Source organism: Nocardia sp. NPDC003345, from assembly GCF_053589395.1.
Genome location: NZ_JBSFRU010000166.1, coordinates 1 through 13,366 on the forward strand (window position 1 = coordinate 1; position 13,366 = coordinate 13,366).

Annotated in this window: 14 protein-coding genes and 2 tRNA genes; 11 read left to right on the forward strand and 5 right to left on the reverse strand. The window is 67.9% G+C overall.

Translation table 11 applies throughout. From position 1 onward, the window contains the following. On the forward strand, positions 1 to 904 hold a 904-nt coding region (locus ACWDU1_RS18690; protein ID WP_450000027.1), incomplete at its 5' end, for an MFS transporter. A 9-nt stretch (positions 905 to 913) separates the two neighbouring features. Here ACWDU1_RS18690 and ACWDU1_RS18695 read toward each other — a convergent pair. After that, the gene (locus ACWDU1_RS18695) at positions 914 to 1,522 is read right to left on the reverse strand and encodes a TetR family transcriptional regulator (protein ID WP_450000029.1); all 609 of its coding nucleotides are present in this window, start codon (positions 1,520 to 1,522) and stop codon (positions 914 to 916) included. A gap of 175 nt (positions 1,523 to 1,697) precedes the next feature. Here ACWDU1_RS18695 and ACWDU1_RS18700 point away from each other — a divergent pair, with 175 nt between their 5' ends. From ACWDU1_RS18700 to ACWDU1_RS18725, 6 genes are all read left to right on the forward strand, one after another. Next, complete coding sequence (locus ACWDU1_RS18700; protein ID WP_450000031.1) at positions 1,698 to 2,756, forward strand: ferredoxin reductase; 1,059 nt, start codon at positions 1,698 to 1,700, stop codon at positions 2,754 to 2,756. Between the two features lie 59 nt (positions 2,757 to 2,815). Continuing rightward, positions 2,816 to 4,000 (forward strand): fatty acid desaturase family protein, encoded by a 1,185-nt coding sequence (locus ACWDU1_RS18705; protein WP_450000033.1) that lies wholly within the window; start codon positions 2,816 to 2,818, stop codon positions 3,998 to 4,000. After that, entirely contained in the window at positions 4,000 to 4,386 is a 387-nt protein-coding gene (locus ACWDU1_RS18710) for a hypothetical protein (protein WP_450000035.1), read from the forward strand. Before ACWDU1_RS18705 ends, ACWDU1_RS18710 begins: the two co-directional genes overlap by 1 nt. 68 nt (positions 4,387 to 4,454) lie before the next feature. Further along, entirely contained in the window at positions 4,455 to 4,775 is a 321-nt protein-coding gene (locus tag ACWDU1_RS18715) for a hypothetical protein (RefSeq protein ID WP_450000037.1), read from the forward strand. 114 nt (positions 4,776 to 4,889) lie between these two features. After that, a complete protein-coding gene (locus tag ACWDU1_RS18720) occupies positions 4,890 to 5,939 on the forward strand; it encodes a mechanosensitive ion channel family protein (RefSeq protein WP_450000039.1) in 1,050 nt (349 codons plus the stop codon). A 152-nt stretch (positions 5,940 to 6,091) separates the two neighbouring features. Continuing rightward, complete coding sequence (locus ACWDU1_RS18725) at positions 6,092 to 6,808, forward strand: DUF4389 domain-containing protein (protein WP_450000040.1); 717 nt, start codon at positions 6,092 to 6,094, stop codon at positions 6,806 to 6,808. A gap of 56 nt (positions 6,809 to 6,864) precedes the next feature. Here the strand turns inward: ACWDU1_RS18725 and ACWDU1_RS18730 are convergent. The 4 genes from ACWDU1_RS18730 to ACWDU1_RS18745 form a co-directional block, all read right to left on the reverse strand. Further along, positions 6,865 to 6,937: transfer RNA gene (locus ACWDU1_RS18730), tRNA-His, on the reverse strand. A 54-nt stretch (positions 6,938 to 6,991) separates the two neighbouring features. After that, complete coding sequence (gene orn / locus ACWDU1_RS18735; RefSeq protein WP_450000042.1) at positions 6,992 to 7,666, reverse strand: oligoribonuclease; 675 nt, start codon at positions 7,664 to 7,666, stop codon at positions 6,992 to 6,994. A gap of 107 nt (positions 7,667 to 7,773) precedes the next feature. Next, positions 7,774 to 8,577, reverse strand: coding sequence for a mycolate reductase (gene cmrA, locus ACWDU1_RS18740; RefSeq protein ID WP_450000044.1), 804 nt, complete (start codon positions 8,575 to 8,577; stop codon positions 7,774 to 7,776). A gap of 178 nt (positions 8,578 to 8,755) precedes the next feature. Next, positions 8,756 to 8,829 (reverse strand) — tRNA-Arg (locus ACWDU1_RS18745). A 136-nt stretch (positions 8,830 to 8,965) separates the two neighbouring features. Here ACWDU1_RS18745 and ACWDU1_RS18750 point away from each other — a divergent pair. The 4 genes from ACWDU1_RS18750 to ACWDU1_RS18765 all read left to right on the forward strand — a co-directional run. Next, positions 8,966 to 11,005, forward strand: a complete 2,040-nt coding sequence (locus ACWDU1_RS18750; protein ID WP_450000046.1) for a cytochrome c oxidase assembly protein — start codon at positions 8,966 to 8,968, stop codon at positions 11,003 to 11,005. Next, positions 11,006 to 11,974, forward strand: coding sequence for a threonine/serine dehydratase (locus ACWDU1_RS18755; protein ID WP_450000048.1), 969 nt, complete (start codon positions 11,006 to 11,008; stop codon positions 11,972 to 11,974). 179 nt (positions 11,975 to 12,153) lie between these two features. Continuing rightward, positions 12,154 to 12,654: a single-stranded DNA-binding protein gene (locus ACWDU1_RS18760; protein ID WP_450000049.1), complete on the forward strand. Its 501-nt coding sequence runs from the start codon at positions 12,154 to 12,156 to the stop codon at positions 12,652 to 12,654. 35 nt (positions 12,655 to 12,689) lie between these two features. Further along, on the forward strand, positions 12,690 to 13,366 hold a 677-nt coding region (locus ACWDU1_RS18765), incomplete at its 3' end, for an ATP-binding cassette domain-containing protein (RefSeq protein ID WP_450000051.1).

A 13,366-nucleotide genomic window follows, 5' to 3' on the forward strand; every position in this document is an offset into this window, starting at 1 on the left:
GACCGTGGGCCGCGTCTCCGGGTTCGGCTGGGCGATGGGTTACTTCGGCGGGATCTTCCTGCTGCTGATCTGCTACGTGGGTTTCATCGCCGGCGACGGGGCGGAACGCGGCCTGCTCGGGGTCACGACCGAGGACGGACTCAATATCCGGCTGGTGGTCGTGCTGGCCGCGTGCTGGTTCGCGGTGTTCGCGCTGCCGGTGTTCTTCGCGGTGCCCGAGGTGCGGCGTAGCGGTGCCGATCCCGGTGCGGCCTCGGCCGGGATCCTGGCCTCCTACCGGGTGCTGTGGCGGGATCTGCGCGAACTCTGGGTCCTGGATCGCCGAGTGATCTGGTTCCTGGTGGCCAGCGCGATCTTCCGGGACGGGCTCGCGGGTGTTTTCGCCTTCGGCGCGGTACTTGCCGTCAAGGTCTACGGGATCAGCGATTCCGATGTGCTGCTGTTCGGTATCGCCGCCAACGTCGTGGCGGCACTGGGCGCGATCGTGGCCGGCCGGTTCGACGATTCGGTCGGGCCGAAACGGGTGATCGTGGTGTCGCTGGCGTCGGCGGTGGTGTGCGGCGCCGCGCTGCTGGTGGTGTCCGGGCCGGCCATGTTCTGGATATTCGGCCTGGCGCTGACCCTGTTCGTGGGCCCGGCGCAGGCGTCGGCGCGATCATTCCTCACCCGGCTCACACCGCCCGGCCGGGAGGGGCAGCTGTTCGGCCTCTACACCACCACCGGACGCGCGGCGTCGTTCCTGTCGCCGACGCTGTTCGCGCTGTACGTCTGGGTATTCGATTCGGATCGGGCCGGGATCGCCGGATTGCTGGTGGTGCTGGTCGTCGGCCTGATCGCGTTGCTGCTGGTCCCGGCGCCCGATGATCGCGGTAGCCGGGTGAAGACTCCGGTATCGGCGGCCTGACGCCCGCGATCAGGGTCTCCAGACGCCCATGCCGAGGGCGATGAGCCGGACCTGCGCGATCGTCCGTTCGACGGTCGGCTGCTGTTCGCGGGGCGTGGCCGCGACATAGTCGGCGATACCGTCGGTCACGGTGGCGACCAGCAGGTCGGCCGCGATCTCCAGATCATCGGGCGACCAGGAGTCCAGTGCGCGGACCCGGGAGAGGTCGGCCACGAGTTCGCGCACGATCAGCTGGAGTTCGAGCGCGATCGCGGTGCGCAGGGCCGCCGTGCCCCCGCGTTGTTCCCGGATGAGGAATCCGTACAACTCCCGTTTCACGGCGACCTCGCCGAACACGAACCGCACCGTTTCCGACAGGCGTGCGTCCGGGGTGCGGCGCAACTGCCGCAGGGCCAGGCGTAATGCCTGCACGCCTTCGTCGACGAGAGTCGCGCCGAGATCGTCGAGAGAATCGAAGTGTCGGTAGAAGGCCGTCGGCACGATACCGGCCGATCGGGCGATCTCGCGCAGGCTCAGGGCCCCGAATCCGCGTTCGGCGGCCAATGCCAGCGTGCCGTCGAGCAGGGCCTGCCGCGTGCGCTCTTTGCGCTCGACTCGGCTCGCTCCCTGATCGGTCATTTCAGTGAGCATACAGCCGTTCACCATCCATCCCTCGCGTATATGTCGTCCGCGTCACACCGATTCCTGGTTGACAGTTCCATCGGGGTATCCGGCACACTAGTTGAGTGTACATACGTACACTGAAAATGGTTCGAGTACGTGACGCGACCGATGGACGGACGGAGAACTGGCTATGGCGGCCCTTCTCGATCTGGTGCAGACCCTGACCACCCCGCACCCGGTGGACCGGTACCTGGAACTGGTGCGGCCGATGCTCACCGTGCGCGATATGCGCGCCCGGATCGTCGAGGTCGACCGTTCGGTCCCGGGCACCCTCCGCCTGGGCCTGCGCCCGACCCGGCAGTGGTCCGGTTTGCGCGCGGGACAATTCGTGCAGGTGGGAGTGGTCATCGACGGGGTGCGGCACGTGCGCTGCTACTCGCCGGTGAACTCGCAGCACGATCCGCGCCGCCGGCTCGATCTCACCATCCGGGTGCATCCGCACGGGCTGGTCTCGCGATACCTGCACGAGAACGCCCGGCCCGGCACGATCGTGGATCTGGAACCGGCCTCCGGTGTCTTCCACCTGCCCGCGCGGCGCCCGGACCGGGTGCTGCTGATCAGCGGCGGTAGCGGGATCACTCCGGTGCTCTCCATGCTGCGCACCCTCGCCGACGAGGGATACGCCGGCCCGGTGGTATTCCTGCACTACGCGCGGTCCCCGGAGTTCGTGCCGCATCGCGAAGAACTGGACGAGATCGCCGCCGCCCACCCGAATATCGCGCTGGAGATGCGGTACCCGGAACTGGACGGGCGAGGTTTCTCCTATGACGAGCTCACCCGGGTGGCCCCGTGGTTCGCCGGCGCGCACACCTACCTCTGCGGCCCGCCGCCGCTGATGGAGTCGGTGCGGGAGATCTTCGACGCCGAGGATCTCGGTGAACGCCTGCACACCGAGGAGTTCGTCGCCACGGCCGTACCGGTCGACAGCGCCGACGTGCACGGGACGACGACGTTCTCCGCCAGCGGGGTCACCGCGGACAATGCCGGCGAATCCCTGCTGGAGCAGGCCGAAGGCGCGGGCCTGACGCCGGAGTTCGGCTGCCGCATGGGTATCTGCTTCTCCTGCACCTCGGTGCGGCGCAGCGGCTGCACCCGCAACCTGCGTACCGGCGAACTGGAATCCGACCCCGATCAGCCCATCCAACTCTGCGTCCAGGCCGCCGTCGGCGACGTGGACATCGACATCTGAGTGCACACCGGTATCCGAGTGGCACCACCGACGACATCTGGACACGAAGGGGAGAACAGATGACCATCCTCACCGAAACCAAGGACGGACCGCTGGTCCTCTCGCCCGCCGAGGTCGAAGAGATCGGCCGCACCCTCGACGAACTGCGCGACCGGGTGGTCGCCGACCTGGGTGAGCGCGACCGCGAGTACATCTACGACATCATCAAGGCCCAGCGCGGTTTCGAGATCGCCGGGCGCGGCCTCATGTACCTGGGCTTCCTGCCGCCGTTCTGGCTGGCCGGCGTCGCCGCGCTGAGCGTGTCGAAGATCCTCGACAATATGGAGATCGGCCACAACGTCATGCACGGCCAGTACGACTGGATGCGTGAACCGGGGCTGAACTCCCGGGTGTTCGAATGGGACACCGTCTGCCCGGCGGACCAGTGGAAGCATTCGCACAACTACATGCACCACACCTACACCAATATCCACGGCAAGGACCGCGATATCGGTTACGGCGTGCTGCGTATCGACGAGGGCCAGGAGTGGAACCCGTACTACCTGGGCAACCCGCTGTACGCGTTCCTGCTGATGGTCTTCTTCGAGTGGGGCGTGATGCTGCACGATCTCGAAGCCGACAACATCGTCAAGGGCAAGCGCAGCTGGGCCGAGCTCAAACCGCTCATCAAGGGCCAGTTGCGGAAATCGGGCCGGCAGGTGCTCAAGGACTATGTGGCCTTCCCGCTGCTGTCGGGGCCGCTGTTCCTGTCCACCCTGGCGGGGAACGCGACCGCGAACATCGTGCGCAACCTGTGGGCCTACTCGATCATCTTCTGCGGCCATTTCCCCTCCGGCGTGCAGTCGTTCACCGAGGACGAGACCGCCGAGGAGACGCGCGGGGAGTGGTACGTGCGCCAGATGCTGGGCTCGGCCAATATCTCCGGTAGCCCGCTGTTCCACATCATGTCCGGCAATCTGTCGCATCAGATCGAGCACCACCTGTTCCCCGATCTGCCGGCCAACCGCTACCCGCAGATCGCGCCGGAGGTCCGGGCGCTGTGCGAGAAGTTCGGGCTGCCCTACAACACCGGGCCGCTGGGCAAGCAGATCGGTTCGGTCTGGGCCAAGATCTTCCAGCTGGCCCTGCCGCCGCAGTTCACCGAGTCCCGCTTCGCCCGGTTCCTGCCCGCTGTACTGCGGAAACGTCCCGAGCCCGGTGTTATCGTGATGCGTCAGCAGAGTCCAACCAAAGCGGGCGTGTGATGATCGGCAAATTCGAGGCCAACAAGGATCTGATCCAGGAACTCACCTCCTCGGGTGCGCGCCGGGTCGGCAATATCGCGGGCATCATCACCGGCACCGTTGCCGAGGTGACCCGTGAGATCGGTGAGTGGATCACCGACGCGATCGAGATGAACGAGGCCGCCGCCGCGGCCCGCCGCGACGCGGCCGAGAGCCGGGAATCCGATTCGCCGTTGCCGGACGACGCGGACCCCGGCCGCTTCGACGCCGACCGTCCCGCCGGCCGGAAGGCGGACGTCGTGGACGCGGAGGGGGTCGGACCGGACGTGGTCGACGCGGATGTGGTGGACGCCGACGTGGTCGACGCCCATACTGCGGAGCCCCGCTCGTACGGCACCCGCGACTGATCGGGTCCGGATAGCCGCCCGGTGGGACAACTCACACCGGGCGGTTATCCATGAGCTAACCTCTGGTCGTGCCCGCCTACATCTCCTCACCGGAGCTGACCTTCGGCTTCCTGTTCGCCCTCGAGGATCCGGAGCAGATCGCGGAGGTGGTGCGCACTCTCATGGAGCGCAAGACCGTCTCGGTGTTCCGGCTGGCCAGGCTCTCGGATGACGCGGGGCCGCCGGAGCGGTACGTGGTCAATTGGGCCGCGATTCCGCAGATATCCATTACCACCAGCGCGCCGGACCCCGCGCAACTGCGGGCCGAGCAAGTGATGCTGGTCAACGCGTTCCTCGGTGAAGGCGGCGAGGTGCGGTTGTATTCGGCGCACGGGCAGGCGCCGGAGTAGCGCGTGACGGAAGACGCCGCGATCGCATTCCCGTGACCGGTGGTGACCCACCGTTATCGAACTGTAGCCTTGTCCGGGGGACAGGAACGAACGATGGGGCAAGGAGTGGGCGCAGTGGAAAACGTACTACGGCTGCTGATCGTGTTCGGGGGCACGCTGGCCGTGACGATCGCGATCGGCTGGGCGATCGACCGGGGCCTCAGGTTCTGGTCGACCCGGCATCCCAAGACCGCGGTCCCGGGGATGCTGCGGCGGATGCAGCTCCCACTGCAACTGTTCCTCGGGTTCGCCGCCCTCCGGCTCACCTACCCGCTGGCGGAACTGGACCTCAGACAGGACGCCGTCATCCTCAACGTGCTGGCCACCATGGTCACCATGTCGGCGGTCTGGCTGGTGGTCAATATCGCCGACGCGGTCGCCGACGGGCTGCTCAACACCTACTCCCGCCGCGCCCGCGATCCGCGCCGGGTCCGGCAGTTGAACACGCAGTTCACTCTCATCCGCCGGATCACCAGTTCGGTTCTGGCCGTGGCCACCGCCGCCATCGCCATGTTGATCATGTTCCCGGAACTGCGGGTACTGGGCACCTCGCTGCTGGCCTCGGCCGGCATCATCGGCATCATCGCCGGTGTGGCCGCCCAGTCCACGCTGAGCAATCTCATGGCGGGCCTGCAGATCGCCTTCGGTGATTCGGTGAAGATCGGCGATACCGTCGTGGTCGAGGGGGAGATGGGCACCGTCGAGGAGATCACGCTGTCGTTCCTCACGGTCCGCATCTGGGACGACCGGCGACTGACCATGCCGGTGTCCTATTTCAACAGCAAGCCCTACGAGAACTGGTCCCGCGGCGGGCCGGAGCTCACCGGTACGGTCTTCCTGCATCTGGACCACAGCACCCCGGTATCGGAACTGCGCGCGCATCTCTACGAGTACCTCAGTGATCACCCCGACTGGGACGGCCGGAGCTGGAATCTGCTGGTCACCGACAGCACTCCCACCGGTATCGAGGTCCGGGCATCGATGACGGGGCGCGATTCGGACGCGGTGTGGTCGCTGCGCTGTGCCGTACGCGAGGAACTGATCGGCTGGCTCAACGATAAGCACCCCGGCGCGCTGCCCCGGATCGCGCCGCTGGAAGGCTTCGAGAAGGCCCCGGTCCGCTGACCTGCCGCGCGCTGTCGCGGCGCTCCTGATCTCGATGGCGTGTCGGTATCTCGGGACGTTCCCGAATGAGTGTGTTGTAGCTCACAATTGAGATACGGTCGAGCCTGATCCGGCCGGCCGGTACGAGCACACTGTAAGGAGCGTTGATCACGATGCCTGCTCCCGCCGGTTATCCGGTCCGTATCCGAGGCGATCTGGACCCCGCGCTGTCGCGCTGGATGTGGATCGTGAAGTGGATTCTGGCCATACCGCACTACATAGTCCTGTTCTTCCTGCATATCGGCTATGCCGTGGTGACCCTGATCGCGTTTTTCGCGATCCTGTTCACCGGGCGGTACCCGCGTGTGCTGTTCGACTACAGCGTCGGGGTGATGCGCTGGTCGTGGCGGGTTTCCTACTACGCCTGGTCACCGGCCGGAACGGATAGGTACCCGCCGTTCTCGCTGGCGGCCGACGAGACGTATCCGGCGGACCTCGGCGTCGACTATCCGGAGACCTTGAGCCGCGGCCTGGTGCTGGTGAAATGGTGGCTACTGGCGATCCCGCACTACCTGATCATCGGCGGGCTGACCGGCGCCGCGTGGGTGGTCGGCTACGACGACGGGGACGATATGGCCAGCGCCATGGGGGTACCGCTCATCGGGGTGGTGACGTTGGTCGCATTGGTCGGTCTGCTCTTCGTGGCCCGGTACTCCCAGGGCCTGTTCGACTTCGTCATGGGAATCAACCGCTGGATCCTGCGGGTGCAGGTGTACGCGTCGCTGCTGCGTGACGAGTATCCGCCGTTCCGGCTGGACCAGGGCGCCCGCGATACGGCTCCGCCCGATACCGCTGGGCCGGTGGTCGACACGGAAAAGCCCGTCGGCTGAGCCGCCGGACCGGGAACGAAAAAGCCCGAGGACCGTGGGGCCCTCGGGCTTCTCAGGGTGAGTGACGGGACTCGAACCCGCGACAGCCAGGATCACAACCTGGTGCTCTACCAACTGAACTACACTCACCATCGCCGATCAACACCGGCGGCCTAGATACTAGCGTGTCTACCCCGTCGTAAGCTAATCGGTTTCCGGTGTGGCGGTGACCTGCACCGATTCGGCGGCGCCCGGCGAGGGCGGAGTTTCTCCCGGCGACCGGTCCGCGACGTCGGCGGCGATCGCGGCGATCTCCGCCGTCGACGGGCCCGGGGCGGGCACGAAAGCGGTGCGGCGGTAGTACCGCAGCTCCCGGATGGACTCCTGGATATCGGCGAGCGCGCGATGGGCCAGGCCCTTCTCCGGCTGACCGAAATAGATCCGCGGGTACCAGCGGCGGCACAATTCCTTGATCGAGCTCACATCGATCATCCGATAGTGCAGGTGCTCGTCGAGACGTGCCATATCCCGGGCGATGAAACCGCGATCGGTGGCGATGGAGTTACCGGCCAGCGGTACCGTCCGTGCGGTCGGTGCGTACTGCATGACGTATTCGAGTACCTGCTGCTCGGCGTCGGCCAAGGTGACGGTGGACCGGCGCACCTCGTCGGTGAGCCCCGACCTGGCGTGCATATCGGCGACCACGTCCGGCATCGCGGCCAGCGCCTCGTCGTCGGCGTGGATGACGATATCCACCCCCTCGCCGAGCACCTGGAGATCGCTGTCGGTCACCAGGGCGGCCACTTCGATCAGCTTATCGGTGACCAGGTCGAGCCCGGTCATCTCACAATCCATCCACACGATCAGTTTGTCGGACACTCGTACCAGCCTAATCAGCCCGGCACCGGGTGATGGGCATTCCTGCGGTCTGCGGTACTCGCCGGGCGTGTGGCGGCGCGGACACCCGGGGCCCGCCGGGGGTCGGCTCAGCCGCCGAGCTTCTTGTAGAACGCGCCGGCGATGGGGGCGGTGACCGCGCGCGGGCCGTAGTTTCCGGCCACGCTCATCCCCTTTCCGATCACGCCGGGGATCACCCGCATCTTGTTCCGGGCCAGAGCGTCGAGCGACAGCCGGGCGGTGTAGTCGGAGGAGACCCAGAGGGCGTCGGGGACCATGCGGTCGACCAGCGACGCCTCGGCGGGATCGGGCGTCTCGGTGCGCACCGGGCCGGGGGCCAGCAGGGTGATGTGCACGCCCGAGCCCTTGAGCTCCCCGCGCAGTGATTCGGTGAACGTATTGGCGAAGGCCTTGCTCGCGGCGTAGGTCGCGTTGTTGGGGATGGGCATATTCCCGGCCGCGGATCCGCTGACCAGGATTCCGCCCGCGCGCCGGGCCAGCATGCCCGGTAACACCGCCAGGGTCAGGTCGTGCACGGCCACGGCATTGAGTTCGAGCTGGTCGCGTTCGTATCCGGGGTCCAGCTCGGCCAGCGGGCCGAAGGTCGCGATCCCGGCGTTGTTGCACAGGATCGAGATATCGCGCCCGGCCAGTTCCTCGGACAGCGGCGCGCGCTGGGCGCGGTCGGCGAGATCCACCGCCCGGACCTCCGCGGTGATCCCATGAGTACGCGTCAGCCGGTCGGCGAGATCGTCGAGGAGGTCACCGCGGCGCGCCACCAGTACGAGGGAGTACCCGCGGCGCGCGAGCTCGGTGGCCAGAGCGGTCCCGATCCCGGAGGAGGCGCCGGTGACGACGGCACGGCTATCGGCGGTAGGCGAAGGCAAACCCATCCCGTAACCCTAGGACAGGCCATCCGGGACGAGCGCGGTGTGGTTACCGGCCGGAATCCGGTGCCGGCCCGGTCCCGGAGAAATTCCGAACTCTCTGTGTGGATGGTGTGTTTGGAGTTTCGGTGGAGTGGGTAAACCCACTCCGACTGGCCTGAGCAGCTCAGTCGGGTGGGTGGAGCGCCCCCGGCAGGAATCGAACCTGCGACCTAGGGATTAGAAGGCCCTTGCTCTATCCAACTGAGCTACGGAGGCAGTGGTTCCACCATCGCGGACAACGGGCGCGTTGTCCAGCTGAAAAGTGTAGCGATCATCTAGATCGTTTGTTTTGGGCTGCCCGCAGAACAGCCCGGCCGGGCCCGCCGCCACCCGCCGAACTACCCTCGAACTCATGTCGTCAGTCCAGGCCTCCGCCGCCGAACCAGCCACCGAGGCCGGTGGACCGGCGGGTGCGGCGACGGTGCCGGCGGTGCTGACGGTGGTCGCGGGAGCCTTGTCGGCCCTGGTCGCGGTGGCGGTCGTGAGCCTGTCCGCCGCCGCGGCGCTGAGCCTGCTGGGTATACCCGATCCGGGCCCGCTGACGACCTACGGCCTGCCCGCCGTGCGGGCCCTCGCCGACCTGTTCGCCGCGTTGACGGTCGGGGCCCTGCTGTTCGCGGCGTTCCTGGTTCCGCCCCAGCGCAGCGGTCTCCTCGATACCGGGGGTTACCGGGCCGTACGCCGGGCTTCGCTGCTCGCCGGGGCGTGGGCCGTCTGCGCGGCGCTGCTGGTCCCCTTGACGGTTTCGGACAGCACCGGACGTCCGGTGACCGAAATGCTGGCCCCGCAGGACCTGTGGGGCGTGATCGACGAGATCGAGCTCGCCGGCACCTGGCGGCTCACCGCGATCTGCGCGCTGCTGCTGGCCGTCGCCTGCCGTCTCGTGCTGCGCTGGGGATGGACGCCGGTCTTGTTCGGCGCCTCGGTGGCGGTCATGATGCCGCTGGCGCTGACCGGGCATTCGTCCTCGGGCGGCTCCCACGATGTGGCGACCAACAGCCTGATCCTGCACCTGATCGCCGCGGCGGTCTGGGTCGGCGGGCTGGTCGCGGTGCTGGTCAACGCGCTGCGCGACGGTACCTACACCGATATCGCGGCCCGGCGGTTCTCGCCGGTCGCGGCAGTGTCGTTCGTGGTGCTCGCGGTGAGTGGGGTCGTGAATTCGTGGGTGCGGGTCCCCGCCGACGAGTTGTTCACCAGCACCTACGGGCGGCTGGTCCTGGCCAAGGTGGCGGCGCTGGCGGCGCTGGGCGTCGTCGGCTGGTTCCAGCGGCGGGCCGCGTTGCCGGCGCTGGCGGCCGACCCCGGCGACCGCCGGGCGCTGGTGCGTTTCGCCGGGGTCGAGATGCTGCTCTTCGCCGCGACCATGGGCTTGGCGGCCGGGCTGGGCCGGACCCCGCCGCCCCCGCCCACCAGCGTGCCCACCCCGGTCGAAGTGGAACTCGGTTACACCCTCGACGGACCGCCGACCGTGGCGCGGCTGCTGTTCGACTGGCGGTTCGATCTGATCTTCGGCACGCTCGCGATCGTGCTGGCGGTGCTGTATCTCCTGGGGGTCCGCCGCCTGCACGCCCGCGGCGACACCTGGCCCGTGGGCCGCACCGTCGCCTGGCTGCTGGGCTGTGCGGTGCTGCTGTTCACGACTTCGTCCGGCGTCGGACGGTACGGGCCGGCGATGTTCAGCGTCCACATGGGCGCCCATATGGCGCTGTCGATGCTGACACCGATCCTGCTGGCCCTGGGGGGCGTGGTGACGCTGGCGTTGCGCGCGCTCCCACCGGCGGGCCGGTCCGGGCCGCCCGGGCCCCGGGAATGGATTCTCGCCGCCGTACACAATCCGGTCTCGCGGTTTCTCACCCAGCCGATCGTCGCGTCGGTGGTGTTCGTGGCCGGCTTCTACGCGCTGTATCTCGGCGGCATATTCGATACGTTCGTCGATTCCCACGCCGCGCATCTCTTGATGAACTTGCACTTCCTGGTCAGCGGATATCTCTTCTACTGGGTCGTGATCGGTATCGACCCCAAACCCCGGCGGGTGGAACCGCTGACCAGGCTGGCCATGGTGTTCGGGTCGCTGCCGTTCCACGCCTTCTTCGGCGTGGTCCTGATGGGGATGAGCACAGTGCTCGGCGGCTGGTTCTATCGCAGCCTCGCCCTCGACTGGCACACTGATCTGCTGGGCGATCAGCGCACCGGCGGCAGCCTGGCGTGGGCGAGTGGCGAGGTGCCGCTGGTGGTGGTGATGCTCGCGTTGCTGATCCAATGGTCGCGCAGCGACGAGCGGCTGGCCCGGCGGACCGACCGGGCCGCCGAGCGCGACGACGGCGCCGACCTCGCCGCGCACAACGCCATGTTCGCCGAATTGGCCAAGCGAGATCGGGCGAGTAGGTAGATGACCGAGCAGAGGATCCCGCTGACAGCGGTGCAGCCGTTCCGGCGTATCTACCGGTCCGATGTCCGGGCGGCGCGGCGGCGGCTGGGCCGGCATATCCGCAAGACCCCTGTTTTCCATACCGTCGTGCCGGGCCCGTTCGGACCGGTTCCGGTCACCCTCAAACTCGAGTACCTGCAGCACGGGGGCACCTTCAAGGTGCGCGGAAGCTATAACGCGCTGCTGTCGGAACGGGTCTGCCCGGAGCATGTGGTGATCGCCTCCGGCGGAAACGCGGGTATCGCCGCGGCCCTGGCGGCGGCCGGTATGGGCAAGAGCTGCACCGTGGTGGTGCCCGAATCGGCGCCGCATACGAAGGTCGCGGCGATGTGGTCGCACGGCGCCGAGGTCCGGTGGTACGGCACCACCTATGCCGAGGCCTACGAGCACGCCTGTGAGCTGACCGCCGAGCGGGGCGCGCTGCAACTGCACGCCTACGATCTGCCGGCCGTGGTGGCCGGGGCGGGGGTGATCGGGCTGGAGCTCGAGGAACAGGTCCGCGGCCGGCCGCCGGTGCTGGTCGCCGTCGGCGGCGGTGGCCTGATCGGCGGGATCGCCGCGGCCGGCGGACGCCGGCGCGAGATCGTCGGTGTGGAACCGGAAGGAATTCCCACCCTGCACGCGGCGCTGGCGGCCGGAAAGCCGGTGGATGTGGGAGTGTCGAGCATCACCGCGGACGCGCTCGGCGCCTCCCGGATCGGTGAGATCGCCTTCGATGTGGCCCGCCGGTACGGGGTGCGGTCCGAACTGGTCACCGACGACGCGATCACCGAGGCCCGGGAGTACCTGTGGCGGGAGTTCCGGATCGTGGTGGAACTGGCGGGTGCGGTGGCCTTGGCGGCGATCCTCAGCGGGGCGTATGTGCCGCCGGAGGGACAGCGGCCGGTCGTGGTGCTGTGCGGGGCGAATACCGAGCTCCCGGTGCTCTGACCGCGCCGGCCTCCGGGCGCCGCGCGCGAAGTTGTCCACAGGCACACGGGTACGGGGGAGTTGTCCACAGATCTCGTTCGCCCGCGCCGGGGGCCGGCCTGGCGGGTGACGATGGACTCGTTCCCGGGCCGTGCGTCCGGGAGGCCCGGACCCGCCGGGCCGGGACGAAGGGGTGGATCATGTACGAAGCAGTGGCGACGGTGGTGGGTACCGTGGTGACCGAACCCGTGAAGCGCGAGCTACCGAGCGGCGAAGAGATGGTGAGCTTCCGGCTGGCCAGCGCCGCCCGCCGGCTCGACCGCGACTCCGGCGAATGGGTGGACAACGGGATCCTGTACCTCACGGTGAGCTGCTGGCGGCGGCTGGTCGCGGGGGTGGACGCCTCCATCCGGCGCGGCGATCCGGTGATCGTGCAGGGCCAGCTCCGGTCGAACGAGTACCGTACCCGGGAGGGCGCCGAGCGCCGTGACCTCGAGATGCGGGCGCATACGGTGGGGCCGGATCTCACCCGCTGCACCGCCCGGGTGACCCGCCGGCGAACCGGGAATCCCCCGGTCACCGGGAATAATTCCGCCGGTTCCCACGCTGGGGAAACCGGAACCGGGGGTGTGGGGGACCAGGACGAGACGCCGGCGGCGACGCCGGTCCGGGCAGACCGGGCCGGATGCGCCGACGTATGAAACCAGACCGATGTTCGACGGATAGGGTGATCGCCATGGCTGAGTTCATTTACCAAATGAAGAAGGTTCGTAAGGCGCACGGCGATAAAGTCGTGCTCGACGATGTCACCTTGAACTTCCTTCCCGGCGCCAAGATCGGCGTCGTCGGCCCCAACGGCGCCGGTAAATCCAGCGTGCTGAAGATCATGGCCGGACTGGACCAGCCGAACAACGGCGAGGCCTTCCTGGCCCCGGGCGCCAGCGTGGGGATCCTGCAGCAGGAACCGCCCCTGAACGAGGAGAAGACCGTCCGCGGGAACGTCGAGGAGGGCCTCGGCGAGATCAAGGTCAAACTCGACCGGTTCAACGAGATCGCCGAACTCATGGCCACCGACTACTCCGACGAGCTCATGGACGAAATGGGCAAACTGCAGGAGGATCTCGACCACGCCGACGCCTGGGACCTGGACTCCCAGCTGGAACAGGCCATGGACGCGCTGCGGTGCCCGCCGCCGGACGAGCCGGTCACCAACCTGTCCGGTGGCGAGCGGCGCCGGGTGGCGCTGTGCAAACTGCTGCTGAGCAAGCCCGATCTGCTGCTGCTGGACGAGCCGACCAACCACCTCGACGCCGAGAGCGTGCTGTGGCTGGAGCAGTTCCTGGCGCAGTACGCCGGCGCGGTCCTCGCCGTCACCCACGATCGCTACTTCCTCGACAACGTGGCGGGCTGGAT